The 24,424-nt window shown below is 70.8% G+C and carries 22 protein-coding genes and 1 pseudogene; 10 read left to right on the forward strand and 13 right to left on the reverse strand.

What is annotated here, in order from left to right:
- Positions 1 to 55: 55 nt before the first annotated feature.
- The 5 genes from ACFU8Q_RS14840 to ACFU8Q_RS14860 all read right to left on the reverse strand — a co-directional run bounded on the left by ACFU8Q_RS14840 (position 56) and on the right by ACFU8Q_RS14860 (position 7,262).
- A complete protein-coding gene (locus ACFU8Q_RS14840; protein ID WP_384452869.1) occupies positions 56 to 1,060 on the reverse strand; it encodes a TerC family protein in 1,005 nt (334 codons plus the stop codon).
- Positions 1,061 to 1,324: 264 nt separating this feature from the next.
- A complete protein-coding gene (locus ACFU8Q_RS14845; protein ID WP_384452872.1) occupies positions 1,325 to 3,274 on the reverse strand; it encodes a TerD family protein in 1,950 nt (649 codons plus the stop codon).
- A gap of 179 nt (positions 3,275 to 3,453) precedes the next feature.
- Positions 3,454 to 4,032 carry a TerD family protein gene (locus ACFU8Q_RS14850; protein ID WP_073747806.1) on the reverse strand — a complete coding sequence of 193 codons (579 nt, stop codon included), beginning with the start codon at positions 4,030 to 4,032 and terminating at the stop codon, positions 3,454 to 3,456.
- A gap of 131 nt (positions 4,033 to 4,163) precedes the next feature.
- Entirely contained in the window at positions 4,164 to 6,299 is a 2,136-nt protein-coding gene (gene uvrB, locus ACFU8Q_RS14855; RefSeq protein WP_384452875.1) for an excinuclease ABC subunit UvrB, read from the reverse strand.
- A 63-nt stretch (positions 6,300 to 6,362) separates the two neighbouring features.
- Positions 6,363 to 7,262 (reverse strand): MHYT domain-containing protein, encoded by a 900-nt coding sequence (locus ACFU8Q_RS14860; protein WP_384452878.1) that lies wholly within the window; start codon positions 7,260 to 7,262, stop codon positions 6,363 to 6,365.
- Positions 7,263 to 7,476: 214 nt separating this feature from the next.
- On the opposite strand from ACFU8Q_RS14860, the gene ACFU8Q_RS14865 reads away from it, so the two are divergent.
- The 3 genes from ACFU8Q_RS14865 to ACFU8Q_RS14875 all read left to right on the forward strand — a co-directional run bounded on the left by ACFU8Q_RS14865 (position 7,477) and on the right by ACFU8Q_RS14875 (position 10,508).
- Complete coding sequence (locus tag ACFU8Q_RS14865) at positions 7,477 to 8,421, forward strand: glycerophosphodiester phosphodiesterase (RefSeq protein WP_384452881.1); 945 nt, start codon at positions 7,477 to 7,479, stop codon at positions 8,419 to 8,421.
- A gap of 79 nt (positions 8,422 to 8,500) precedes the next feature.
- Positions 8,501 to 9,043 (forward strand): methylated-DNA--[protein]-cysteine S-methyltransferase, encoded by a 543-nt coding sequence (locus tag ACFU8Q_RS14870; protein WP_384452884.1) that lies wholly within the window; start codon positions 8,501 to 8,503, stop codon positions 9,041 to 9,043.
- A gap of 103 nt (positions 9,044 to 9,146) precedes the next feature.
- Complete coding sequence (locus ACFU8Q_RS14875) at positions 9,147 to 10,508, forward strand: MFS transporter (protein WP_384452887.1); 1,362 nt, start codon at positions 9,147 to 9,149, stop codon at positions 10,506 to 10,508.
- Between the two features lie 13 nt (positions 10,509 to 10,521).
- On the opposite strand, the gene ACFU8Q_RS14880 is transcribed toward ACFU8Q_RS14875, so the two are convergent.
- Positions 10,522 to 10,884 (reverse strand): cupin domain-containing protein, encoded by a 363-nt coding sequence (locus ACFU8Q_RS14880; protein WP_384452890.1) that lies wholly within the window; start codon positions 10,882 to 10,884, stop codon positions 10,522 to 10,524.
- A gap of 121 nt (positions 10,885 to 11,005) precedes the next feature.
- On the opposite strand from ACFU8Q_RS14880, the gene ACFU8Q_RS14885 reads away from it, so the two are divergent.
- Both ACFU8Q_RS14885 and ACFU8Q_RS14890 read left to right on the forward strand, forming a co-directional pair.
- Positions 11,006 to 11,989, forward strand: a complete 984-nt coding sequence (locus ACFU8Q_RS14885; protein ID WP_384452893.1) for a pseudouridine-5'-phosphate glycosidase — start codon at positions 11,006 to 11,008, stop codon at positions 11,987 to 11,989.
- Between the two features lie 134 nt (positions 11,990 to 12,123).
- The gene (locus tag ACFU8Q_RS14890) at positions 12,124 to 13,020 is read left to right on the forward strand and encodes a carbohydrate kinase family protein (protein WP_384452947.1); all 897 of its coding nucleotides are present in this window, start codon (positions 12,124 to 12,126) and stop codon (positions 13,018 to 13,020) included.
- Between the two features lie 31 nt (positions 13,021 to 13,051).
- On the opposite strand, the gene ACFU8Q_RS14895 is transcribed toward ACFU8Q_RS14890, so the two are convergent.
- Complete coding sequence (locus ACFU8Q_RS14895) at positions 13,052 to 13,699, reverse strand: uridine kinase (protein WP_384452896.1); 648 nt, start codon at positions 13,697 to 13,699, stop codon at positions 13,052 to 13,054.
- A gap of 185 nt (positions 13,700 to 13,884) precedes the next feature.
- Here ACFU8Q_RS14895 and ACFU8Q_RS14900 point away from each other — a divergent pair, with 185 nt between their 5' ends.
- Positions 13,885 to 14,250, forward strand: a complete 366-nt coding sequence (locus ACFU8Q_RS14900; RefSeq protein ID WP_384452899.1) for a nuclear transport factor 2 family protein — start codon at positions 13,885 to 13,887, stop codon at positions 14,248 to 14,250.
- A gap of 40 nt (positions 14,251 to 14,290) precedes the next feature.
- Here ACFU8Q_RS14900 and ACFU8Q_RS14905 read toward each other — a convergent pair whose 3' ends face one another.
- Positions 14,291 to 14,797 (reverse strand): cupin domain-containing protein, encoded by a 507-nt coding sequence (locus ACFU8Q_RS14905; protein ID WP_384452902.1) that lies wholly within the window; start codon positions 14,795 to 14,797, stop codon positions 14,291 to 14,293.
- Between the two features lie 176 nt (positions 14,798 to 14,973).
- Positions 14,974 to 15,666, reverse strand: coding sequence for a winged helix-turn-helix transcriptional regulator (locus ACFU8Q_RS14910; protein WP_384452905.1), 693 nt, complete (start codon positions 15,664 to 15,666; stop codon positions 14,974 to 14,976).
- 86 nt (positions 15,667 to 15,752) lie between these two features.
- Between ACFU8Q_RS14910 and ACFU8Q_RS14915 the strand changes: the two genes are divergently transcribed.
- Together ACFU8Q_RS14915 and ACFU8Q_RS14920 are read left to right on the forward strand one after the other, a co-directional pair.
- The gene (locus ACFU8Q_RS14915; RefSeq protein WP_384452908.1) at positions 15,753 to 16,964 is read left to right on the forward strand and encodes a pyridoxal phosphate-dependent aminotransferase; all 1,212 of its coding nucleotides are present in this window, start codon (positions 15,753 to 15,755) and stop codon (positions 16,962 to 16,964) included.
- A gap of 13 nt (positions 16,965 to 16,977) precedes the next feature.
- The gene (locus ACFU8Q_RS14920) at positions 16,978 to 17,649 is read left to right on the forward strand and encodes a peptidase (RefSeq protein WP_384452911.1); all 672 of its coding nucleotides are present in this window, start codon (positions 16,978 to 16,980) and stop codon (positions 17,647 to 17,649) included.
- A 95-nt stretch (positions 17,650 to 17,744) separates the two neighbouring features.
- On the opposite strand, the pseudogene ACFU8Q_RS14925 reads toward ACFU8Q_RS14920, so the two are convergent.
- Positions 17,745 to 18,107: pseudogene (locus ACFU8Q_RS14925) on the reverse strand (hypothetical protein); the annotation flags it as partial.
- A 166-nt stretch (positions 18,108 to 18,273) separates the two neighbouring features.
- On the opposite strand from ACFU8Q_RS14925, the gene ACFU8Q_RS14930 reads away from it, so the two are divergent.
- Positions 18,274 to 18,786, forward strand: a complete 513-nt coding sequence (locus ACFU8Q_RS14930; RefSeq protein WP_384452914.1) for a DUF3574 domain-containing protein — start codon at positions 18,274 to 18,276, stop codon at positions 18,784 to 18,786.
- A 53-nt stretch (positions 18,787 to 18,839) separates the two neighbouring features.
- On the opposite strand, the gene ACFU8Q_RS14935 is transcribed toward ACFU8Q_RS14930, so the two are convergent.
- Complete coding sequence (locus tag ACFU8Q_RS14935) at positions 18,840 to 19,388, reverse strand: HXXEE domain-containing protein (protein ID WP_384452917.1); 549 nt, start codon at positions 19,386 to 19,388, stop codon at positions 18,840 to 18,842.
- Positions 19,389 to 19,604: 216 nt separating this feature from the next.
- Between ACFU8Q_RS14935 and ACFU8Q_RS14940 the strand changes: the two genes are divergently transcribed.
- The gene (locus ACFU8Q_RS14940) at positions 19,605 to 19,913 is read left to right on the forward strand and encodes a hypothetical protein (RefSeq protein WP_384452920.1); all 309 of its coding nucleotides are present in this window, start codon (positions 19,605 to 19,607) and stop codon (positions 19,911 to 19,913) included.
- 51 nt (positions 19,914 to 19,964) lie between these two features.
- On the opposite strand, the gene ACFU8Q_RS14945 is transcribed toward ACFU8Q_RS14940, so the two are convergent.
- Together ACFU8Q_RS14945 and ACFU8Q_RS14950 are read right to left on the reverse strand one after the other, a co-directional pair.
- Complete coding sequence (locus tag ACFU8Q_RS14945; protein WP_384452922.1) at positions 19,965 to 21,296, reverse strand: SWIM zinc finger family protein; 1,332 nt, start codon at positions 21,294 to 21,296, stop codon at positions 19,965 to 19,967.
- Entirely contained in the window at positions 21,293 to 24,277 is a 2,985-nt protein-coding gene (locus tag ACFU8Q_RS14950) for a DEAD/DEAH box helicase (protein ID WP_384452925.1), read from the reverse strand. Before ACFU8Q_RS14950 ends, ACFU8Q_RS14945 begins: the two co-directional genes overlap by 4 nt.
- Between the last annotated feature and the right edge of the window lie 147 nt (positions 24,278 to 24,424).

The following is a 24,424-nucleotide window of genomic DNA, read 5'->3' on the forward strand; positions in this document are numbered from 1 at the left end:
CGCCCCGGCCGGTGCTGGTTCCCGCCCTGCCGGACGGCCGACTGGGAACGGTCGGTCAGGCGTCGACGCTGGAGCCCTCGTCCGCGGCCTTGTCCGCTTCCGCGGCCGCCTCGGCCCGCTCCTGCTTCTTGTTGGCCACGAGGCTGGTGATCGTGGTGATCACCAGCACGCCGCAGATGACGCCGAGCGAGAACGGGATGGATATCTCGGGGACGTGCACTCCGGACTCGTGCAGTGCGTGCAGCACCAGCTTCACGCCGATGAAGCCGAGGATCACCGAGAGGCCGTAGCTGAGGTGGACCAGCTTCTTCAGCAGGCCCCCGATCAGGAAGTACAGCTGCCGCAGCCCCATCAGGGCGAAGGCGTTGGCCGTGAAGACGATGTACGGGTCCTGGGTCAGGCCGAAGATCGCGGGGATGGAGTCCAGCGCGAACAGCACATCGGTGGTGCCGATGGCGAGCATGACGATCATCAGCGGCGTCAGGACGCGCTTGCCGTTGTTACGGATGAAGAGCTTGGTGCCGTGGTACCGGTCGGCGACCCCGAAGCGGCGCTCGATCGTCTTGAGGAGACGGTTCTCCTCGAACTCCTCCTCTTCCTCGTCGGCCCGCGCCTCCTGGACGAGCTTCCAGGCGGTGTAGATCAGGAACGCGCCGAAGATGTAGAAGACCCACGAGAAGTTGGCGATGACGGCCGCGCCGGCGGCGATGAAGATCGCTCGCAGGACCAGCGCTATCAGCACGCCGACGAGCAGTACCCGTTGCTGAAGGTGCGAGGGGACCGAGAACTTCGCCATGATCAGGACGAAGACGAAGAGGTTGTCGACACTGAGCGACTTCTCGGTGATGAAACCCGCGAAGAACTCGCCAGATGCCTGACTCCCACCGAAGACCAGCAGGCCGAGTCCGAAGAGCGCGGCCAGCGCGATCCAGACGATCGTCCAGATTCCGGCTTCCTTGGTCGTCACATCATGGGGTTTGCGCCCGATGAAGAAGTCGACGGCAATAAGGGCTGACAGACCAAGAATGGTCAGCACCCAGAGGGTCCATGAAACGTCCACTGCGCCTCCGGCAGTTCGCTACGGCTACTGATCAGCGTCGTCGCTGCCGGAGGTCTCTTCCACCCTGGCGCACGGGCTGCGCACCACGGGCCGGCGCCCCGGGACCGGTCACGGTCCGTACTGACGGGAACGCCGCGTATGGGAGTACTCCCCTCCGCCCAAAGAACAGTACAGGGAACACCAAGGAAAGGTAAAGGCGAGGGTAAAGATCTTTCAAAAGGCCTGGTCAGATGGGTGAGGTCCGATTGTCGGCGGCTTCGCCACTCAGGCCCGCCGGGGGCGGCGGGCCGCGGCCACCCTGGCGAGCACCCGTTCGAGGACCCGGCTGCCGGGCGGCATCCTCAGTGGCTCGTACGTCCACGCGTGGCCCACCCAGGGATCGGCCAAGTGGTCATCGGCGACCGGGGTGATCCGGAGCAGCGACCGCCACAGCGGGTCGAGCACCGGTCCGTACGCACTGGCGTCCTCCCGGTCCGCGACCATCAGCAGATGGACGCCGACCGAGGGCCCCTCGTCGGCGAGATAGCGGAGCTGGGTGACGGCCCGGTCGTCGAAGCCGTGCGGGAAGTCGTTGACGATCAGCAGCTGCTCGCCCGTGTCCAGGTCCGGCGGAAGCGAATCCGCGGCGCCGGCCCGTATCGCCATCTGCACCAGGTCGACGCGCCGGGTGAGCCGGGCGAGGACCGAGGCCACGCCCCCGGCCCCGGCTGCGGGCGGACCGGCGAGGGCCCCGGACGCGACCAACGGCGCGAGCGCGCCGGCCGCCGAGCCCGCGGGGTCGATGACATGGACGGAGAACTCGTCGGCCGGGTACACGGCCAGCAGCCGGGCCGCGTGCGCGACCGCGTTCTCCATGGCGAGGCGGCGCAGCTGGGCGGTATCCATCAGAGCCGCGGCCTCGGACGCCGTACGGCCGCTGTCGACCCAGATGCCCCGCTCCAGCGGCAGCCGGACCAGCAGCGGAATGCGCAGCTCCGGGCTCTCGGGCAGATGGAGCTCGCCGATGCGCAGCGCCATGGGGATCTCCATCGGGACCCGGTAGGCGTGCCAGACGGGGTTGTCCCACCCCGCGAACGCGGCGGGGAGTGCGGGTTCGACGACGGCTGACTCGGCGGCGAGCTGGGTGAGGTCGCGGTCGAGGGCCTCGCGGGCCCGGGCGGTCAGCTCGTCGCGCTTGGCCCGGGCCTGTTCGCGGGCCCGGTCACCGGCGCCACCGATCCGGTTGCGCGGGTCGGACAGGCTCCGGTCGAGCTCCTGGTCCATGCGGGACTCGGCGAAGTCGACGGCGCTGCGGTACGCGGCGGTGGTGCGCGCGAGGTCCTCGAACATGCCCCAGATCTGGTTGTACAGGCGCTCGTCCATCGACCAGCCGGTCGCGTCCCCGGCGACGGGCTGTGCGGGGCGGCCCGGCTCGGCGGGCGGCGCGGTGGGAGGCGGCGGCGGGGGCGCGGTGGCACGGCGGCGCGGGTGCGCGTAGTTGATGGGGCCCGTCGTGGCCGCGGACGGCTGGGCGGTGGGTTCGGTGAGCGATTCGGGTGGCTGGGCGGCCGTCGGTGGTGCGACAGGTGGCCGGGAGCGGTCCGCGGGTCGTACCGGGCCCGTGCCGTGACCGACCCGGTCCGTGTCCGGGGTGCGCGGCGGGGGCGGGGCGACCGAGCGGGCCGTCGCGCGGGTGACCGCCTCCTGGATCGTGTGGGCCAGCTCGGCCGCCTGGGGCAGGCCCTGGTCGGCGAGCATGGCGGCGAGGCCGGCCGCGTAGCCTTGGCCGACGGCGCGGACCTTCCAGGCGCCTTGACGGCGGTAGAGCTCCAGGGCGGTGACCGCGGACTCGGTGTCCAGGCCGGTGAGGGTGAAGGTGGCGATCTCGGTGCCGTCGAGCCCGGTGACGGCGACGTACGGTGCGGCGACCGCGCCGAACCGGACCGGACAGCCGATGCCCGTGGGCAGGGCCAGCAGCACGGTGACCCGGTGCACCGGATCGGGCAGCGCGTCGAGGTCCACGGCGAGCCGGTGGTCGGCGGCGGCCTGTCGGGACACTTCGAGCCCGGGCAGCTGGGGCGATCCCGGGTGGGCGATCCACTCGGTGCCGCGCACCGTGCCGTTCTCGTCGCCGAGCGTGGCACCGGCCACGACGGGCGTGCCGGCCGATACCCGGATCTCCAGACGGGTCTGGGGCAAGGTGTGGTTCTGCCCCCGGACCAGCTCGGCCGTCATTGCCCTGTCCCCTCGGTGAGTTGCTGCTGCGTCATGCGGTGTCGCACGGTGCGGTACCGCGCGATGTGGCGTCATGCGGTCCGGTGCCATGCGGATCGGTGCCATGTGGTGCAGCTCCCGGCGGCCGATGCCTCCGGGAGCTGCGCGTGCCGATGTCCGACCGGCCGGTCAGGCCGTGCCTACAGGTGCGGCAGGATCGCCGGCATCAGGTCCTGGAAGGTGCGGCCGTTGGCCGGGTTGCCGAGGGCGGTCATCTGCCATCCGTTCCCCGAACGGTGCACCTTCGCCATGATCTGGGCGGTGTACTGCCCGCCGCCGTCCAGCGTGTAGCGGGCGAGCTCCTGGCCGTTGGTCTCGTCGACGATGCGGCAGAAGGCGTTCTGCACCTCCTGGAACGTCTGGCCGGTGAAGGAATTCACCGTGAAGACGATCTGGTCGATGTGGACCGGCACCCGCTGCAGGTCGACCAGGATCGCCTCGTCGTCGCCGCCGGAACCGGCGCCGCCGACCAGGTTGTCCCCGGTGTGCTTGACCGAGCCGTCGTCACTGACGAGGTGGCGGAAGAAAACCACGTCGACCGGCTGTTTGTCGGCGAACAGCACCGCCGACGCGTCGAGGTCGATCTCCCGCGTACGCGAACCGAACAGACCACGGCGCGGCGCCGCCTGCCAGCCGAGCCCCATCCGTACCGCGGTCAGGGTCCCCCCGTCGCTCTTCTGCAGGCTGATGGCCTGACCCTTGGTCATATTGACCGTCACGCGCTGTCCCCTCTCCGCTTGCCCCGCATCCGTCCGTGCGCGGTTTCCCAGCACCCTACGCAGTCGCGCCGAGGGCGCGGCCGCTTGGGGCGTTTTTGTGTCGGTCCTGCAACACACCCGATGCGACGGGGTCAGGCGAGACCCGCCTCCCGCATCTGGCGCAATTCCTTCTTCAACTCACCGACCTCGTCGCGCAGTCGGGCCGCCACCTCGAATTGCAGGTCCGCGGCGGCCGCCCGCATCCGGTCGGTCATCTCCTCGATGATTCCGGCGAGTTCGGCCGCGGGCCGGTCGGTGACCACCGCGCCCTTGCCTCCGGCCTTCTTGGCGCCGGCCGTCTTCGCGCCTGCCGTCTTGACGCCCAGCGTGGGAACGGGAGCCTTGGCACCCTTCGCCTGGCGGTAGCCGCTGCCGAGCAACTGCTCCGTGTCGACTTCCTCCCGGGCGATCGTGGCGACGATGTCGTTGATCTTCTTGCGCAGTGGCTGCGGGTCGAGGCCGCGCTCGGTGTTGTAGGCGATCTGCTTCTCGCGGCGGCGGTTCGTCTCGTCGATGGCCTGCGCCATCGCCGGGGTGATCTTGTCGGCGTACATATGGACCTGCCCCGAGACGTTACGGGCGGCGCGCCCGATGGTCTGGATCAGGGACGTCCCCGAGCGCAGGAAGCCCTGCTTGTCCGCGTCGAGGATGGCGACGAGCGACACCTCGGGCAGGTCGAGGCCCTCGCGCAGGAGGTTGATGCCGACCAGTACGTCGTATTCGCCGGAGCGCAGCTCGCGCAGCAGCTCGATGCGGCGCAGGGTGTCGACGTCGCTGTGCAGATAGCGGACCTGGATGCCGAGCTCCAGGAAGTAGTCCGTGAGGTCCTCGGCCATCTTCTTGGTGAGGGTGGTGACGAGAACCCGCTCGTCCTTCTCGGCGCGCGTGCGGATCTCGTGCACCAGGTCGTCGATCTGGCCCTCGGTGGGCTTGACGACGACTTCCGGGTCGACGAGGCCGGTGGGGCGGATGATCTGCTCCACGAAGCCGTCGCCCCTGGACAGCTCGTACTTTCCGGGCGTGGCGGAAAGATAGACGGTCTGGTTGATCCGGCCCAGGAACTCCTCCCACTTCAGCGGGCGGTTGTCGAGCGCTGAGGGCAGCCGGAAGCCGTGGTCGACGAGGGTCCGCTTGCGGGAGGCGTCGCCCTCGTACATGGCGCCGATCTGCGGGACGGTGACATGCGACTCGTCGAGGACGAGGAGGAAGTCCTCGGGGAAGTAGTCGAGGAGGGTGTTGGGGGCGGTACCGGGTGAGCGGCCGTCGAAGTGCATCGAGTAGTTCTCCACGCCGGAGCACGTGCCGATCTGCCGGAGCATCTCGATGTCGTACGTGGTGCGCATCCGCAACCGCTGTGCCTCCAGCATCTTGCCCTGCTTCTCCAGCTCGGCGAGGCGCTGCTCCAGCTCCTGCTCGATGCCGTTGACCGCCTTCTCCATGCGCTCGGGGCCGGCGACGTAGTGGCTGGCGGGGAAGACGTGGAGGGACTGGTCCTCGCTGATGACCTCGCCGGTGAGCGGGTGGAGGGTGGAGAGCGCCTCGATCTCGTCACCGAACATCTCGATGCGGACGGCGAGCTCCTCGTAGACCGGGAAGATCTCGATGGTGTCGCCGCGGACCCGGAACGTGCCGCGGGTGAACGCGAGGTCGTTGCGGCTGTACTGGATCTCGACGAAGCGGCGCAGCAGTTGGTCGCGGTCGATCTCGTCACCGACCTTGAGCTGGACCATCCGGTCCACGTACTCCTGGGGCGTACCGAGGCCGTAGATGCAGGAGACGGAGGCGACCACGACGACGTCTCGGCGGGTGAGCAGCGAATTCGTCGCGGAGTGGCGCAGCCTTTCGACCTCCTCGTTGATCGAGGAGTCCTTCTCGATGTAGGTGTCCGACTGCGGGACGTACGCCTCGGGCTGGTAGTAGTCGTAGTACGAGACGAAGTACTCGACGGCGTTGTTGGGCAGCAGCTCACGGAACTCGTTCGCCAGCTGGGCGGCGAGCGTTTTGTTCGGCGCCATGACGAGGGTGGGGCGCTGCAGCTTCTCGATCATCCAGGCGGTGGTCGCCGACTTGCCGGTGCCGGTCGCACCGAGCAGGACGACGTCCTTCTCATCCGCACGGATGCGCCGCTCCAGCTCGGCGATGGCCGCGGGCTGGTCGCCACTGGGCTGGTAGGGACTGACGACCTCGAAAGGCGCCACCGAACGTTCGATCTTCGAAACGGGCCGCATGCAACCACCGTACGACCCACCACTGACAACCGGGCCGGGTCGGCCGTGGTGCCGGGCCGGAGGTCACCATTCTCCCGGTGGCGCGGGGTCGCGGGGCCCGGAGTGGAACGACGCCGGATCGGCATGTGTTCCGAACCTGGGGACCTGCCGCGGGACGGGCCGGGGGGCCGGGATTCCGGGGCGACGTCCGGCCCCGTTCAGGACCTTGGGGTCGTCCCAGTCCGGAGTGCCCATCACCATCAGGGGGTCGAACATCACGACCACCGCGGCCAGGAGCAGGAAGCAGCCGGGGCCGATCAGCAGCGGTACGAGGGGGGCGGTCTGCGCGTCGTCCGAACCGGCGCCGACGAGGGCGCCGGGATGCAGATGGACGTTGAGCGCGGCCATTCCGGTGTAGTGCATGCCGCTCACCGCGACGCCCATCACGACGCTGGCACCGAGGCTGGGCAGGAAGCCGTGGATGGAGACGGCCGCCCAGAGCGCGACCGTGGCGGCCACCACGGCGATGACCACGGAGAGGGTCACGGTGATCGTGTCGTACTCGAACTGCCCCGGAAGACGCATTCCGGCCATACCCAGGTAGTGCATGGTGGCCACGCCGAGCCCGGTGATCGTGCCGCCCGTCACCAGTGCCATGCGGGTGGCGCCCCGGTACCCGACGATGAAGATGCCGATGGCGACCATGCCGATCGCGACCGCGAGACTGGCGAAGGTGATCGCCTTGTCGTAGTCGATGACCACCCCTTCGACGGAGAAACCCATCATCGCGATGAAGTGCATCGTCCAGATGCCGGAGCCGATGGAGGTCGCGCCGAGGGCCAGCCAGCCGGCCTTGAAGGAACGCTCGGTGCGCAGCGAACGGGTCGTGCAGCGCAGCCCGAGGGCTGCTCCGAGGCAGGCCATGAGGAAGGCCGCGACGGGCGTCACCGCTCCGTAGCTGAAACCGTCGATCGTGCCCTGCATGCTCGTACGCCCTTCGCGGAAGCCCGGGTTCGAGGTGACCCTAAGGCGCGAGGCCCGGCAGACAAACAGAAGAGCTGCATTTTATCGACAAGGAAATCGCTCCGTGACCCGGTCTCAGGAGCTGCGTTCACGTTGTGGCCATCATTCGCCTGTCCCTCATCGGGGGACGGCTGCCACTCTCGGCCCGTCCGTAACTCTGACGCGAGGAGTACACGTGTACGCACGTACCGCCACCGCCGCCGTCGCTGCCACCGCGCTCATGGGTGCCGGCGCCCTCCTGATGTCGACCACTGATACGCGGACCACGACCACGGTCACGGCCGGGCACACCAGCACGGTCACGGGCATCCGGACCGTGAGCGCCCGGACCGAGGACACGAAGCCGGACGCTCCGGTCGTCCTCGCCCACCGGGGCGCTTCCGCCTACGCGCCGGAGAACACCCTGGCGGCCGTCGACAAGGCCGACGCCCTCGGCTTCGACTGGGTGGAGAACGACGTCCAGTTCACCAAGGACGGCGTTCTGGTGGTCGTGCACGACACCGATCTGAAGCGGACCACCGACGTCGAGGAGGTCTTCCCGGACCGCGCGCCGTGGGCGGTCAAGGACTTCACGGCCGCCGAGATCGCCCGACTGGACGCGGGCAGCTGGCTCGGTCCGCAGTTCGCCGGTACCCGGGTGCCCACCCTCAAGCAGTACCTGGACCGGGTCGAGCGCAACCACCAGAATCTGCTGCTGGAGATCAAGAGCCCGGAGATCTATCCGGGCATCGAGAAGGAGACCCTGCGGGTGCTGGGCCGGCAGGGGTGGCTCGACCGCAATCACGTCAAGCACCGGCTCGTCATCCAGAGCTTCGGTGCGGACAGTGTGAAGAAGGTGCACGAGCAGCGTCCGGACGTCACGACCGGCTTCCTCGGCACCCCGACGGTGGCCGATCTGCCCTCGTACGCGGCGTTCACCGACCAGATCAATCCCTCGCACACGTCGATCTCCGCCGACTACGTGAAGGCGGTGCATGCGCTGAAGGGCGCACACGGCAAGAAGCTCCGGGTCAACACCTGGACGGTCAACGACGCGGCGACCGCCGCGAAGGTGGCGGGCTTCGGCGTCGACGGGATCATCACCAACACGCCTGATGTGGTGCGCGAGGCCACGGGCTGACAGCTCGGCCGCCCCGGCTCCGCGGCTCGTCGCCCACCTCCACGGCCCGTTGTCAGTGGTCGGCCGTACGGTGGTTTCCATGAACAGCAACGGGGTTGTCGAGTGGGCCGTCGTCGAGAGCGACATCGGCCCGCTGCTGCTGGCCGCGACCGACGCGGGGCTGGTGAGCGTGGTCTTCCATGCCCGTCCCGAGATCAGGGAGAAGGCGGTCGGGCAGTTGCGGACGCGACTCGGTGCGGAGCCGGTGGAGAATCCCGGCTCCGCACGGCTCGCCGAGCCGATACGCCAGCTCGCGGAGTATTTCGCGGGCTCGTTGCGGGAGTTCTCGCTCGACCTGGACTGGTCGCTGACCTCCGGCTTCAACCGCCAGGTGCTCCGCGAGCTGGCGACGGGGGTGCCCTACGGGGCGGTCGCCGGGTACGGGGACCTGGCCGAGCGCGTGGGGCAGCCGGGGGCCGCGCAGGCGGTCGGGGCGGCCATGGGCTCCAATCCGCTGCCGGTGGTGGTGCCGTGCCACCGGGTGGTGGAGAGCGACGGCGGACTCGGCGGGTTCGGCGGGGGCCTCGAAACCAAGCGGAAGCTGCTGGCTCTGGAGGGTGTGCTGCCACAGCCGCTGTTCTGATTCGGGGTGCGGGGGCTGATCCTCCCCGATCTGCGGCCCTGCCGTGGCCCCGCCCGGACCGAACCCGGTTTCGTACCCGTGTACGGGCTGGCACACTGCGCCAGTGACCAACACCCTCGACGCACCTGACAGCCCCACCGGGTCCGGCCTCCCCGGCGCCGGCCCGGTCACGGCGGAAGAACTGCCCGGACTGCGGCGCAGAACGTCCGCGGTACTCATGGCCAGCCAGATACTCGGCGGCCTCGGTGTACCCATCGGTATCGCCCTGGCCCCGGTCCTGGCCACGGAGGTGAGCGGTTCCGAGGCGCTGTCCGGTCTGGCCCCGACCGCGTCGGTGACCGGTACGGCACTGCTCTCGCTGCCGCTGGCCGCACTGATGACGTCGCGCGGACGGCGCCCCGGTCTCGTACTGGCGTATCTGATCGGTGCGCTCGGCGCGGGGCTCGTGGTCCTGGCCACCGTCGTGGAGAGCTTCCCGCTGCTGCTGCTCGGCATGGCCGGGTTCGGTGCCGGTTCCTCGGCCAATCTGCAGGCCCGGTTCGCCGCCGCGGATCTGGTCGAGCCCGACCGGCGCGGCCGGGCGATCTCCACCGTCATCTGGGCCACGACGATCGGTTCGGTTCTGGGGCCGAACATCGCGGCCCCGGTGGGACATGTCTTCCGCGGCACCGCGATATCCGAACAGGCGGGTCCCTTCTTCTTCGCGGCCGGGATCTTTCTGCTGGCCGCCCTGGTGGTCTGGGCGCTGCTGCGGCCGGATCCGCTGCTCACCGCGCGGGCGCTGGCGCCGCAGGAGAGCGAGTCCCCCGCAGGCCGTTCGCTGCGTGCCGGTATCGCGGCGGTCCGGGCGTCTCCGATGGCGCGGCTGGCGCTGGTGACGGTGGCTGTCTCACACACCGCGATGGTCTCGATCATGGTGATGACCCCCGTCGATATGGGCCATCACGGCGCCGGGCTCCAGCTGATCGGCCTGGTCATCAGCGGCCACATCGCGGGTATGTACGCGTTCTCCCCGGTAATGGGCTGGCTGTCCGACCGGTTCGGCCGGCTCACCGTGATCGGCCTGGCGGTCGGGTTGCTCTCCTGCGCCGCACTTCTGGCCGGCACGGCGGGCGCCAGCCACGGGCAGACGGCGGCCGGTCTTTTCGTGCTCGGGCTCGGCTGGTCGGCCGGGCTGGTCGCGGGTTCGGCGCTGCTCACCGACTCCGTGCCGCAACCCGCCCGCGCCGCCGTGCAGGGGCTGTCGGATCTGACCATGAACACGGCGGCGGGCATCGGCGGCATGATCGCCGGGGTGATCGTCGCCCGGGCGAGCTACGGCTGGCTGAACGTGGTCGGCGCATGTCTGCTGCTGCCCATGGCTGCGCTCGCCCTGCGCCGGGCGCTCACCCGGCCCGTGGCACACGCCGAAACAGCAGCCCCGGACACGGCGACCGCACCCGCTGCACCCGCCCCTGACGCCTGAGGCTGCTGAGGCTTCACAGGCTGATGTGGTAGGCCTTGCGCAGCGTCTCGTGCACGGTCCACGTCGTACGGTCGCCCTCGCGCAGTACGCAGGCGTCCCCCGGCCCGATCTCCAGCGTCGCCCCGCCCTCGACGGCCACGGTCGCGCGTCCGCTGACGACCACGAACAGCTCATTGGCCTCGGTGTCGGTGACCACGCCGGGCGTGATCTGCCAGATCCCGCGCACCTGCTTGCCGTCGGGCGACTCCCAGAGCACCTTGCCGGTCACCACGGGGTCGCCCGAGACGATCTGTGCCGGGTCGAGCGGTTCCGGTTCGAGGTCGGCAGCCGGAATGTGCACGGTAAATGAGGCGGGAGCTTGATCAAATGTGGTCATGGCCGGTCACCCTAGCGACTGCTCCGGAGCGACTCGGCACCAGGACCGGGAGAACATGCGCAGAGGACGAGTAGTCCCGCAGCACGTTTGAGGCCGGCGCACCCGCGACAGGGATGTGGACATGTCATTGAATGCGTCGCGCAGCGCACATTCCTACTCCCCCGTCCTCTCCACCGAGGTACGGACGGCCCTCGCCACGCACCACCCCGTCGTGGCTCTGGAGTCGACGATCATCGCCCACGGCCTGCCGCGCCCACGCAATCTTCGGGTCGCCGAAGAGCTCGAAGGGCTCGTACGGTCCGCGGGCGCGGTGCCCGCCACGATCGCCGTACTCGACGGACGGGCCCGCATCGGCCTGGACAAGGTCCAGTTGGAGCGGGTCGCCGCCGACCCGGCGATGCGGAAGCTGGGGCACCGGGACCTCGCACCGGCCCTGGCGGCGGGCGCGAGCGGGGCGACGACCGTTTCCGCGACGGCGTTCCTGGCCGCGCACGCAGGCCTGCGCGTCTTCGCGACCGGCGGTCTCGGCGGCGTACACCGGGACTGGACAGATACCCAGGACGAGTCCGCGGACCTCCGGCTCCTCGCGCGGACCCGCATCACCGTGGTGTGCGCGGGGGTGAAGTCGATCCTGGACGTTCCCGCGACGTTGCAGCGTCTGGAGACGCTCGGTGTCGGCGTGCTCGGTTACGGCACCGACCGCTTTCCCGGCTTCTACCTGAACAGCTCGGGCGAACCGGTCGACTGGACCGTGCGGACGCCCGAGGAGGTCGCAGAGGTGATGCGGGCCCAGGACGCGCTCGGCGGTCCCGGCTCCGCCCTGATCGTCGCCAACCCCGTTTCCATGGCGGACCAGTTGGACCCCGCGCTCCATGACCGCGTGCTGGCCGAGGCCCTCGACGCGTGCCGGGAGCGCGGTATCGCGGGCCAGGCCGTCACGCCGTTCCTGCTGGACCGGCTGATGCGCGGGACCGGGGGCGCTTCGTTGGAGGCCAATCTGGCGGCCGTACGCGGAAACGTGTCGCTTGCCGCGCGGATCTCCGGTGCGTGGGCCGCGGACGCGCAGGACACGACATCACGCCGGAACCCGGCGGCCGGTCAATGACCGACGAGCCGATGACCAGTGACGGGCCAACGACCGACGAGCCGGTGACCAGTGACGGGCCAATGGCCGACAACGGGCCGATGGCCAACAGCAGGCCAATGGCCGACGACAGGTCGAGGACCAACAGCGGGCCGATGAGCGGCGGCGGTCTGCTCGTCGTCGGTGATGTGGTCACCGACGTAGTGGCCCGGCACGCGACGGCGCTGGTCCACGGTACGGACACCTCGGCCCGCATCCGTACTCTCCCCGGCGGTGCGGGCGCCAACGTCGCCTGCTGGGCCGCGCGTTCGGGCTGCCGCGACGTACGGCTGCTGGCCCGTGTCGGCGCCGACCGTGCGGTCTGGCACCGTGACGCGCTCCGACGGGCAGGGGTACGTTGCCTGCTGGCCGTGGACGACGACGTGCCGACCGCCACCGTCGTCGCCCTCGTCGATTCCGCCGCCGAGCGCACCTTCCTCACCGACAGCGGTGCCGTGCTCCGGCTCTCCCCCGACGACTGGTCACCGTCGATGCTCGACGGCATCGCCCATCTCCACCTCTCCGGGTACCTCCTCTTCGCCGCGACGAGCCGCGCGACGGCCCTGCTCGCCCTGCGGGAGGCCCGACGACGGGGGGTCACGGTGAGCGTCGACCCGGCTTCGGCCGGCTTCCTCGCCGAGCTGGGCGTCGGCCGGTTCCTGACAGTCGTGGAGGGCACGGATCTGCTGCTGCCCAATGCGGACGAGGCCCGGCTGCTCACCGGTCTCCCCGAACCGGCCGACGCGGCGGCCAAGTTGAGCCTTCAGGTGCCCCGGGTGGTCGTCACGCTCGGCGAGGGCGGGGCCCTGCTGGCCGTCGCGGGCACGGTGACCCGGCGCATCCCGGCTGTTCAGGTGCGGGGTGCCGTGGACTCGACGGGCGCGGGCGACGCGTTCACCGGCGGCTTCCTCGCGGCGCGCCTCGCGGGGGCGGACGACGCCTCGGCCGTGGCGGCGGGCTGCCGGTCGGGGGCGGAGGCGGTCACCACCGTGGGGGGCCGTCCCGGTCCATGACGCACCAGGCTCGCCGGATCGGCCCCGCCCGCTACCCGCTGCGCCCCCACCCGGTCCAGGCGGGGTGCAGCGGGTCGTCGGCCCGTACGACCGCGTCCGCGCGTCCGCCGGGCGCCACCTCGTCCTCGTACCGCGCGAAGGCGGGCAGCGTCCAGCGCTCGCCCGCCCCGGTACGCCGCCGCAGTGCGCCCGGCGACAACCGCAGATGGACGCTCAGGTCGAACGGGAACCAGTGCCCCAGCAACAACGGACCGTGCACCACCAACACACCGCCCTCGGGCAAGGATTGATACGGACTGCGCGTGGCCCGGTCCGTCACCGGATCCCAGAGATCGGGCAGCACCCGGCCGCTCCCGCCCACCTCCAGCGGCCCGAACACCTCGCGCCACAGCGCGCCCGTGTCGAACCAGCTGTCGTAGTACGAGTCGGAGTCCTCCTTGCCGTACTCGTACCGAAGACTCGCCGGCCGCAGGAACCCCTCGGTGGACACCACCAGAACCGCACGCCCCCGGACCCGCAACGCCTGCGCGACTCGCCCGGCCAACTCCCCGGTACGGGCCGCCGGGGCGCCATCGACGGCGACTTTCAGCCAGGGCCCGGCGTCGGCCGGCTCCAGACCGTCGGCGTGTGCGGCGCAGGCTTCGGCCAGCCGCTCCCAAGTGATCGCTTCGAATCGCACCCGACCATCATCACCCCGGCCCCGCGCCCCTTCGTCGGGCGTACCGCCGACGGGGTGCCTCCTCTTCGCTTCCCGCCAGGTGGTTCCGGAACGCTCCCGCCGGTCACAACACTCCCACCGGTCGCAACGTCCCCGCCGGTCAAATCGCTCCGTCCACGGCGAGTTCGCGTTCTACGATCCTCTCCATGGACCTCGAATTCGCCCGCGCGTTCGCCGCCCAGTGGGAGGACGACTGGAACTCCCACGATCTCGACCGCGTTCTGGCGCACTATCACGAGGACGTGACGTTCAGTTCACCCGTCATGGCGCGGTTCACCGGCGATCCGTCCGGCACGGTGCACGGCAGGGAAGCGCTGCGCAGGTACTGGGCGGCAGCGCTGGAGCGCATCCCCGAGCTGAAGTCCGAAGTGGTGGACGTCCGGGCGAGCGTCCATGCCCTGGTGATCGACTATCGCAACCAGATCGGCGGCCGGGTCAGCGAGGTGCTGACCTTCCGCGACGGCCTGGTGGTCTCCGGCTTCGGGGCATACGGGGAGACGCTCGCCGGCTGACGGCGCCCCGGCGGCGGTGGACGGATGCGCGTCACGCGGTCTACTTCTTCGCGCCGCAGTCCACCGCGTCGGCGTCGTCCGAGAGCGCACTGCCCTCGGGCAGCAGATACGTCGCCCAGATCACCACAGGTTCGGTCCCCAGGTTGCGTCCGATGTGGCGGTGCTCGGCCCCGGACGGCTCAATGAAGGACGAGCCCGCGGATATCACCTCGACCGAGCAGTCGTCCATAGTGCGCGTCAGCGTCCCGGACTTGACGACGGCGATGACCTGACCGCTATGGGTGTGCCAGCCGGTGGAGCCGCCCGGCTCGACGGTGATGGTCCGAAAGGTCACGTCGGTGCGGCCGTTCGGGGTCGTCACCTTCAGCTTCCCCGCCGATGTGCCCTTCGCGACCACCGTGCCGCTGACACCGCTGCCGGGGGTGGCGACGGCCGCCGACGGCACGAAGCCGAGCGCGGCCGCGCAGCCGCCCGTGCCCAGGGCTTTGGCGAGTTGCGCCTGCTGTACGCGCCGCCCGCGGTTCTCATGCTGTCTGCCGGCCTTCACGTGCGACTCCTCTGCCTCGGCATCCCGGAAGCGTCCCGGACACCCCGGACCGGACGTCCCGAACCGGAACCCCGGACCGGCAATCCGGAACCGGTCATGTCAAATGCCCCCACGCTACCCGGGAGTTGAGCCGCGAAACCCTCCCGGCCCGACGGTCGTCGCCCGCGCCGTCCCGGTCATTCGCCGCGGAGTTCAGCGGCGAGCGGCCCGTCGCCCGACACCTCGACGCGCCCGCCCCTGACGGCCTCGGCGAGCGTCAGCTCCCCCCGCCCGAGCGCCAGGCAGACCTCGACGTCGAGGGTGATACGGGCATCGGCGTGGTCGGCGGGGCCGTCTCCGTACACCGCCGCAGCAGCCGTCGCATTTGCCGCCCCTCCGACTGTCGCGCCGCCGGCGCGCACATGGAACTCGCCCTCGTCCAGCTGGACTTCGACGACCCCGGCATGACTCAGCCCGTCCAGCGCGCGCAGCAGCGGAAGCGCGAACCAGTGCGCCCGCACCGCATCGGTGGGCCGCCGCTCGGTGAGCGCGGGCGCGCCCCACTCCGCGAGGGCGGCGAGTACGGGCAGCAGCCCGCGGCCGCGCTCCGTCAGTTCGTACACCGAGGCCGCGGCGGGCGGCGGAAGCCTGCGGCGGGTGGCCAGACCGCCCTGCTCCATGTCCTTGAGCCGGGAGGCGAGAACGTCCGTACTGACGCCCGGCAGGTCGGCGTGGAGGTCGGTGTAGCGGCGGGGGCCCGCCAGCAGTTCACGGACGATCAGCAGGGTCCACCGGTCACCCACGGAATCGAGGGAGCGTGCGGTGGCGCAGAACTGGTCGTAACTCCGGCGGCGGGCCGGGCGGGTTGCGGACTGTTGCTGACGTGGCATGCGACGCAGTCTAGACATGTTGTTGGACTTTCCAAGCTCTGGCTTGGTAAAACCAAGTATCGCAATCAGGTCGGGGAGGCCACCGCATGGAATTCCGGCAGTCCAGCAAGCTCGACGAGGTCTGTTACGAGATCCGGGGCCCGGTCATCGAACACGCCAACGCCCTGGAGGAAGCGGGCCACAGCGTGCTCCGCCTCAACACGGGCAACCCGGCACTCTTCGGTTTCGAGGCGCCGGAGGAGGTCGTCCAGGACATGATCCGGATGCTTCCGCAGGCCCACGGCTACACCGATTCGCGCGGCATCCTGTCCGCCCGCCGGGCGGTGGCGCAGCGGTACCAGGCGATGGGGCTGGTGGACGTCGGGGTCGACGACATCTTCCTCGGCAACGGAGTCTCGGAGCTGATCTCCATGGCCGTCCAGGCCCTCCTGGAGGACGGTGACGAGGTGCTCGTCCCGTCCCCCGACTATCCGCTGTGGACCGCGGTGGTGACCCTCGCGGGCGGCAAGGCCGTGCACTACACCTGCGACGAGGCCTCGGACTGGAACCCGGACCTCGCGGACATGGCGTCGAAGATCACCGATCGCACCAGAGCCGTCGTGATCATCAATCCGAACAACCCGACCGGTGCCGTCTACCCGCGCGAGGTCCTCGAAGGCATCCTCGATCTGGCGCGAAGGCACGGCCTGATGGTGTTCGCGGACGAGATCTACGACCAGATCCTGTACGACGACGCCGAGCACCACAGCGTGGCGGTCCTCGCCCCCGACCTGGTCTGCCTCACCTTCAGCGGTCTGTCGAAGACGTACCGGGTGGCGGGGTTCCGCTCCGGCTGGATGGTGATCTCCGGGCCACAGCAGCACGCCCGCAACTACCTGGAGGGGCTGACCACTCTCGCCTCCATGCGCCTGTGCCCCAACGCGCCGGCGCAGTACGCCATCCAGGCGGCGCTCGGCGGCCGGCAGTCCATCCGGGAACTGGTCGCGCCCGGCGGCAGGCTGTACGAGCAGCGCAACCGGGCCTGGGAGAAACTGAACGAGATCCCCGGTGTGTCGTGCGTGAAGCCGAAGGGCGCGCTGTACGCGTTCCCGCGCATCGACCCGAAGGTGCATCGAATCGTCGACGACGAGAAGTTCGTCCTGGACCTGCTGTTGCGGGAGAAGATCCAGGTCGTGCAGGGCACCGGCTTCAACTGGCCGCGGCCCGACCACTTCCGGATCCTGACACTCCCGTACGCTGACGATCTCGACGCGGCGATCAGCCGCATCGGCCGCTTCCTGACCGGATACCGCCAGTGATCGGATACCCCCGGTGACCTGTCCCGCCTGCCGTGTTCCCGTCCTCACCCAGTTCGCCTCCCGAGAACTCGTCGGCCCGATCGTCGAGGGCGGACTCGATCCGGCCACCGATCCGGCGTGGGCGGAGTCGGGAGCGGCGTCACCGGCCGAGTACGCCCGCTGGTCCGGTCATCTGTGCGGTATGACCTGTCTACGCATGGCGCTCGGCGCCGGGGAGGGCTCAGGCGTCCGGGAGGTCCCGGGTGCTGTACCGGCCGAGGCCGCCCGGGCCCCGTCCCTGTTCGCGCTGCGCGACGGGGCGCTCAAGTACGGCGCGTACACGGAGGATGCGGAGGGGGTGATCCGGGGCCTGATCTACGCGCCCTTCGCACAGTACGTACGGGAGGTGCACGGACTCGACGCCACGGTCCACCGCCACCTCTCCACACGGGAGATCCTCGATCTGCTGGACGGCGGCCGGACCGTCATGGCCTCGGTGCACTATGGCATCCGGCATCCGGAGCGGCCCGCTCCGGGGCGCGGCGGGCATCTGGTGCTGCTGACGTCCCGTACGGCCGACGAGGCCGGTGTCCACTTCCACAACCCCTCCGGCACGACGGCCGGGACGCGTGCCGCAGATCTTCCGCTGCCCGATTTCGAGCGCTTCTTCGCGGGGCGCGGGGTGTCGCTGCCCGCGAGCGTGTGACGTGAGATCCCCGGAACGTCACGACAAGCTTCAGTTTCAGCTTGCGCTCCTCGCGCACCCCGACCGTAGTGAACGGCGGGGGATTCCATGGTCGGTCACCCGAAGAGGTAACCGAATACCGCATCACCCACCCGCTGTTCGGTGACGTCCACGCCGTTGGCCTCCTCGCGGGCGAACTTCACGGCCTGCTGGAGCTTCTCCACCCGGTCCAGCAGTTCGTTGACCCGCCGCGCGGGCAGGGCTCCGGAGAACTGCACGGTCGTCCAGCACCCGATCGGAACGTCCTCGTAGTACACCTCGACCTGCGCCGGGTGCTTGTCGGTGGCCTCCGCCTTCACATGGTTGCGGGGCACCTTCTTCGTACGGAGCGTCCTCACCGGCTCGGTCTTCCAGGAGTCCGTCGACGGGTCCTGGGGCCAGGCCTCAGGGGCATCGAGCACCGGAAGCCTGCGGACGAAGGTGGGGACTCGGTGAAGCCCGGCCCGAGCCGTACGGGTTGTTTCCGGTGGTTGCTCCCATGTCCTTCCGCCGCCCGGCGCGCGTCGCTTGCCACAGTGAGCCCCGCGCATCCGCGCCGCAGGCCCTGACGGCCCCCCGCGCAGACTCCGAACGAAGGTTCCCGCCTTGCCCCGCTTCCCCCACTTCACCCGCGCGAAGGGCCTCACCGGCCCGAACCAGCACACCGCACTCACCACGGCCGCCGCCCTGGCCGTCCTGGCCGTGGGCACCCCGGTCGCGTACGCCACGCTCGGCGACGAATCCCCCGCTGCCTCGCAGCCCGCAGCGTCATCCGTCGTCGTGCACGGGAAGGCCTACATCGAGACCCGGCTGTTCTTCGGCACCGAACACCCCGACGGTGGACCTGTTGTGACTGATCGTCAATTCATGACGTTCGTCGACGAGGAGGTCACACCGCGCTTCCCTAACGGGCTGACCATCCAGGACGGCCGAGGCCAGTGGCGGGATTCCCGCGGGGTGATCGAACGGGAGCGCAGTTACGAACTGACCCTGCTCTACCCGGCGTCCGAGGCGCGCGTACGTGATGCCCGGATCGAGCGGATCCGGGACGCCTACGAGAAGGCGTACGCCCAGGACTCGGTGGCCCGGATCGAAGAGCGTACGATCGCCGACTTCTGACACCCGGCCGCCGACTTCCGGCACGCGACCGCCACGGTCACGCCGCCGCTCGGTCACGCCGCCGCTCGGGCCCTGGGCCCGCGCGGCCGGTTGATCCGGTGCGCCAGCGCGTGAACTCCCACCACGGTCACCGGGAGAAGCGCCAGCGCCGCAGCCGTCGCACCGGCGCCGCCGCTCTTGATACCGGCCGCCTTGAGCCGCCGCACGGCCCAGACCGAGTACGGAATGACGACCGTCGGCGCCGTGACCACCCCCGGCGTGTAGCCCCGGTACGCCAGCGACTGCGCCAGGTGCGCGACACCATGCACCCCGAAGCCGACCAGCACGCTCCGGAAGAACGGGCTGCGGCCGCCGGTGCGCGCCCCGTCCGCCGACGCCGCCGCCATGACCCCGCCCATGAGGCCGATCGCGACGTTGACGTCCCGCTGCGAGAGCTCCATCCGCTTCCAGAACGCCTCGGGCACTCGCGGGAATCGCTCCTGGAGCCCGGGCCGGGCGGCCCGCGCCCAGCCGGCCATGGTGGCCAGCTCCTCCAGATCATTGGCCACCCAGGCGGCGAACAGCCCCCAGGTCACCGCCTTGGAAACCGTTGAATCCGCCATGTCGGGCCCCCTGCGCCGCAGTTCGATGACAGCACCCTACTCACCCCCTCACCCGCGACTTCTTCGCCGACCGGATCTCCCGCGAGCAGCCGGTCCTCGCCCGCCGGATCGTCGATGCGGTGCCGCCTCGCTGAGGGCGGCCGGGTGCGGCCGGGTACTGTGCCGCAACCGGGGACCCGGGACCGATCACATGCGTGGAACAAGGGAGCGATCCACATGGGTGCGCCGATACGCCACTTCACGGCGACGACGCCGGACGGTGAGGTGTTCACGGTCAACATGGAGCGGGACTTCCGCTACGACCCCTACCGTGACTTCCTGGTCTGTGCGCACTGCGGCTGGTCGCCTTCACTGCTGACCACGGAGAAGATCACCGACATGGCCGGGGAGCATCTGGCATCGGCACACGGCGCCGACCGTGGGCTGTCCCAGCAGGAGAACGAGTCGTTCCGGAAAGCTCGGCTGATCGTGCTGCCGATCGTCGCCGTGCTGCTGATCGGACTCTTCGTCTTTCTACGGAGTTGAGGAACGGGCCGCTGGAACGGCCTGGGGGCCGGATCGGTCGAGGGCCGGGAGTCAGCCGCCACCGAGTTCCATGAGCGCGCCCACCGGGTCGGAGTCCGGGGTGGCGCGGGGCCACCAGTCGTCCTCGCCCGGCTCGGATTCGTAGCCGTACCAACGGCCGTCGTGGCCGAAGCGGAGCTGGAGTGTGCCGCTGGGGTGCGTGAGGTGGTTGCGCCAGGGGTGGAAGCGAGGGAAGTCGGCGGCAGCGAGCGCGGGGCGGGCACGGTCGAAGGGACCGGCCGGAGGGTCCCAGGGTGTTTCGAGGACGGCCAGCCCTTCGGCGCCGCCCTGGCGCCAGGCCGCCACGGCCCGGGCCAGGTCGGTGGGGGTGCGGCCGGTGGCGTACGCCAGCTCGCGGTAGAGGGCGCGGGTCGTCGCGGTGAGTCCGGCGGTCGGCCGGGACGCGGCCAGCCGTACCGCGTCCTGCCAGGCGGTGAGCCCGGCGAGCGGGTCGAGGCCGGTGGTGAGGAGCGCGTGCGCACGGGCCGCCGCATCCGTGGCCAGGTGGTCGAGGGCGAGCGGGTCGCGGGCGCCGGGCAGGCTCGGGTACGAGGGTGGCTGCCCGGGGTGCGGCAGGACCGGCAGCGGGGCGGGGAGCGGCGGGAGGTAGCGGTCCGCGAGGGCTTCGCCGGCCGGCACGGAGGGGGTGGCGGGCGCGGCGGGGCGTTCCCGGGCGGAGTGCGCGGCATTGCGGCGGCCCAGCTCTTCGAGGAGTTCGCGCTCACCCCGGCCGCGGAGCAGCAGAAGGACGAACGGGTCGGCGTCCAGCAGCCGGGCCATCTGGTAGCAGAGGGCGGCCACATGCTTGCAGGGCCAGCCGTGGTCGGGGCAGGAACAGCCGGGATCGAGGTCGCCCGCGGCAGGCAGCAGTCCGATGCCGGCCTCGGCCGCCGTGTCGGCCAGCGAGTGCGGCATCTCCTTGGCGAGCAGTGCGGCGAGGTGACCGGGGCGGGCGGCCACCGCGTCCAGGAAGATGTCCCAGTCGGCGTCGGTGAACGACCGCAGGCGCAGCTCGGCGCGGTAGGGGCGGGGGCGGCTGCCGTGGACGTAGGCTACGACTCGTCCGGGGGTCACGGTGATCGCGGCGACCTTGCCGCTGTCGGCGTACGTACGGCCGCGGGAGAGCCGTCCCTCGTCCATCGACAGGGATTCCAGGGCGGCCACCCAGGCGCGGCCCCACCAGCTGTCCGCGAAGGGTTCGTCGCCGTCGGAGGTGCGGGGCGGCACGGCCTCGAAGGTGCGCCGCAGATCGTCCGGGCCGGGGCGTGACCGGGCGACCGGGCGGCCGGCCGGTCGGGGCTCGGGGGCGTACGGACGGGGCAGGGGCTGCGGGCGGGGGCTCATGACGGCGGCCTCCGGAGCGAGACGAGATCGGCCAGGTCGCGGTCGCTGAGCTCGGTCAGCGCGGTCTCACCGGCGCCGAGAACCGCATCGGCCAGGCCCCGCTTGGCCCGCAGCAGTTCGTCGATCCGGTCCTCGACCGTGCCCTCCGCGATCAACCGGTGCACCTGCACGGGTTGTGTCTGGCCGATGCGGTACGCCCGGTCCGTGGCCTGTTCCTCGACGGCCGGGTTCCACCAGCGGTCGTAGTGGATGACGTGGGCGGCCCTGGTGAGGTTCAGTCCGGTGCCCGCCGCCTTGAGGGAGAGCAGGAAGACCGGGACCTCGCCGGACTGGAAGCGGTCCACCATCCGTTCCCGCTCGGCCACCGGCGTACCGCCGTGCAGGAGTTGGGAGGGGACGGCGCGCGAGGCGAGGTGGGCGGAGAGGAGCCGGGCCATCGTCACGTACTGGGTGAAGATGAGGACGGAGCCGTCCTCGGCCAGGATCGTGTCGAGGAGTTCGTCGAGCAGGGCGAGCTTTCCCGAACGGCCGGTGAGGCGGGTCGGCTCCTCCTTCAGATACTGCGCGGGGTGATTGCAGATCTGCTTGAGCGAGGCCAGCAGCTTCATGATCAGACCGCGCCGGGCGATGCCTTCCGAGGCCTCGATGAACGCCATCGTCTCGCGGACCGCCGCCTCGTAGAGCGTGGCCTGTTCGCGGGTGAGGAAGACGGGGTGATCGGTCTCCGTCTTGGGCGGAAGCTCGGGGGCGATGCCCGGGTCCGACTTCCTGCGGCGCAGGAGAAAGGGCCGGACCAGCCGGGAAAGCCGTTCGACTGCTTCGTCGTTGGCGAGCCCGGCCGCCGTACCGGTGCTCTCGACGATACGGGCGTGGCGGGCCCGGAACGCCTTGAGCGGGCCCAGCAGTCCGGGAGTGGTCCAGTCGAGCAGGGCCCACAGCTCGGAGAGGTTGTTCTCCACGGGCGTGCCGGTGAGGGCGACCCTGGCCGGGGCCGGGATGGTGCGCAGCGCCTTCGCCGTGGAGGAGTGCGGGTTCTTCACGTGCTGGGCCTCGTCGGCGACGATCAGTCCCCAGCTTTGGCCGGCGAGTTGCGCCGCGCTCGAACGCATCGTGCCGTAGGTGGTGAGGACGAAGCCGCCGTCGGGATCGGCGAGTGTGCGGCCGGTGCCGTGGAAGCGTCGCACGGGGGCACCGGGAGCGAAGCGGTTGATCTCTCGGTGCCAGTTGCCCAGGAGGGAGGCGGGGCAGATCACCAGGGTGGGCGCGGGATGGGCGCGGTGCAGATGCAGGGCGATGAGGGTGATCGTCTTGCCCAGGCCCATGTCGTCGGCGAGGCAGCCGCCGAGACCGAGCGAGGTCATCCGGTCCAGCCAGGCGAGGCCGCGCAGTTGGTAGTCGCGGAGCGTGGCGTCGAGACCGGGCGGCGGCACGATGGCGGTGTCGTCGGCGGTGATGCGGGTCCGGAGCGCGGCCAGCGCGCCGACGGGCACCGCTTCGACCTGCTCTCCGTCGACTTCGGCGCTGCCGGTCAGCGCGACGGCGAGGGCGTCGACCGGATCGAGCAGCCCGAGCTCCCGCTTGCGCGCCTTGCGTACGAGCGCGGGGTCGACGACGACCCACTGGTCCCGCAGCCGCACCACCGGCCGGTGGGCCTCCGCGAGAACGTCCATCTCCGCCTCGGTCAGCCGCTCGTCGCCCAGCGACAACTGCCAGTTGAAGGAGAAGAGCTGCTCGGCGTCGAAGAACGAGGTGCCGTCGGTGGCCGAGCCGGGCGCGGGCCGCACAACGGCAGCGGCGGTGAGGGAACGGGCGAGCTCCCTGGGCCAGTGGACGCTCACCCCGGCCGCCGCCAGCCGGGCTCCGGCGTCGCCCAGCAGCTCGTACAGCTCGTCCTCGTCGAGCGCGAGCACATCGGGTACCGGCTGGTCCAGCAGCCGCTCCAGCGGCGTCCAGACGCGGGCGGCGCGGCGCAGTGCGAGCACCGCGTCGATCCTGGCCCGGGGACCGAACGGCTCTCCGACCGCGCCGTGCCACAGGGCGGCGGCGTCGACGACGTAGGTCGGGTCGGCCAGGCTGTGCACCTGGGTGATGGCCGCGGCGGCGTGCCGCGCAGCGCCGGGACGAGCATCCGCGGCCGTCGCAGCGGGGGCGCCGTCGTCGACGCCGTTGCGGCCGTTGCCGGCGTCGTGGCCGTCGCCGCCGTCTTCGTGGTGGTCGGCGTACCTGTCCGCCGTGTCGAAGAGTTCGTACGCCGACAGGTCGAGGCGCAGCGAGACCCGCACGCCGGTGTCGAGCCCGGCCGCGACTTCGACGGCCCAGTCACGGGCTTCCGGCAGATGCTGGGCCTCACGGGCCGCGAAAGGTGCCCCCATCGCGTATGCCGCGGCGGGTGTACGGGGCAGGGTGTCGGCCACCGCGTCGAGGAACGCCCCGAGCAGCCACTCCGGGTCGGGGACCTGGAGCGGAGCGCGGTCCGGGAGCGGGACCGCGTACCCCTCGGCCGGCATGGCGGCGGCGATCGCGCGGAGGTGAGCGACGTCCTCGGCATCGCGCGGTCCGGCCCGCCAGGCGTCGCGGTCGTCGCCCGTCAGGCCGGGGAGCAGTCTGCCGCGCGCCACCAGGTTGAGTGCCTGGAGCGCGGCGGCGCCCCAGCAGCGGGTCGCGGGGTGGGCGGACTGCTGGTGCCGGGCGCGGGCCAGCAGCGGCAGGGCCTCGCACAGGGGCAGCAGGACCGCGGGCACCGTACGCCGACGGACGTCGTCCTGCTGTCCGTGCCATCGGACGACGACGATCTCCGTGGCCGCCGCACCGGCCGCCACACCCTCACGATCCGCGGAACCGTCCGGTTCCGGGAGGGGGCCGCCATCAGGATCCCAGAAGGCGACGCGCCCGTCCCTCGGCAGTGATGCCGGAAGGAAGACAGCGGCACATCTCAGAAGGCGGACGGCGGACTCGTCAAGCCGGTGTTCTGCCGTGGTCATCGGTCCCCTCCCGTCCCGCCCTGATCCTCTTGATCGTCCTGATCCCTATGACTCCTGCGAGTCTAGGCGGGGGGTCTGACAACCAGTCGCGCACCCGCATTCCAGCAGGTCAGACACGGTACTGGCCAGGCCGGCCGGTCCGCGTGA

This window comes from Streptomyces sp. NPDC057543 (genome assembly GCF_042801895.1).
Classification (GTDB): domain Bacteria; phylum Actinomycetota; class Actinomycetes; order Streptomycetales; family Streptomycetaceae; genus Streptomyces.

What these genes read in the sequence shown, in the direction of transcription:
- ACFU8Q_RS14915 (WP_384452908.1), top strand. Translation starts at nt 15,753, where the DNA reads ATGGAATTCCGGCAGTCCAGCAAGCTCGACGAGGTCTGTTACGAGATC.
- uvrB (WP_384452875.1), bottom strand. Translation starts at nt 6,299, where the DNA reads ATGCGGCCCGTTTCGAAGATCGAACGTTCGGTGGCGCCTTTCGAGGTC.
- ACFU8Q_RS14885 (WP_384452893.1), top strand. Translation starts at nt 11,006, where the DNA reads ATGTCATTGAATGCGTCGCGCAGCGCACATTCCTACTCCCCCGTCCTC.
- ACFU8Q_RS14935 (WP_384452917.1), bottom strand. Translation starts at nt 19,388, where the DNA reads ATGGCGGATTCAACGGTTTCCAAGGCGGTGACCTGGGGGCTGTTCGCC.
- ACFU8Q_RS14890 (WP_384452947.1), top strand. Translation starts at nt 12,124, where the DNA reads ATGAGCGGCGGCGGTCTGCTCGTCGTCGGTGATGTGGTCACCGACGTA.
- ACFU8Q_RS14870 (WP_384452884.1), top strand. Translation starts at nt 8,501, where the DNA reads ATGAACAGCAACGGGGTTGTCGAGTGGGCCGTCGTCGAGAGCGACATC.
- ACFU8Q_RS14880 (WP_384452890.1), bottom strand. Translation starts at nt 10,884, where the DNA reads ATGACCACATTTGATCAAGCTCCCGCCTCATTTACCGTGCACATTCCG.
- ACFU8Q_RS14950 (WP_384452925.1), bottom strand. Translation starts at nt 24,277, where the DNA reads ATGACCACGGCAGAACACCGGCTTGACGAGTCCGCCGTCCGCCTTCTG.
- ACFU8Q_RS14900 (WP_384452899.1), top strand. Translation starts at nt 13,885, where the DNA reads ATGGACCTCGAATTCGCCCGCGCGTTCGCCGCCCAGTGGGAGGACGAC.
- ACFU8Q_RS14940 (WP_384452920.1), top strand. Translation starts at nt 19,605, where the DNA reads ATGGGTGCGCCGATACGCCACTTCACGGCGACGACGCCGGACGGTGAG.
- ACFU8Q_RS14910 (WP_384452905.1), bottom strand. Translation starts at nt 15,666, where the DNA reads ATGCCACGTCAGCAACAGTCCGCAACCCGCCCGGCCCGCCGCCGGAGT.
- ACFU8Q_RS14845 (WP_384452872.1), bottom strand. Translation starts at nt 3,274, where the DNA reads ATGACGGCCGAGCTGGTCCGGGGGCAGAACCACACCTTGCCCCAGACC.
- ACFU8Q_RS14945 (WP_384452922.1), bottom strand. Translation starts at nt 21,296, where the DNA reads ATGAGCCCCCGCCCGCAGCCCCTGCCCCGTCCGTACGCCCCCGAGCCC.
- ACFU8Q_RS14860 (WP_384452878.1), bottom strand. Translation starts at nt 7,262, where the DNA reads ATGCAGGGCACGATCGACGGTTTCAGCTACGGAGCGGTGACGCCCGTC.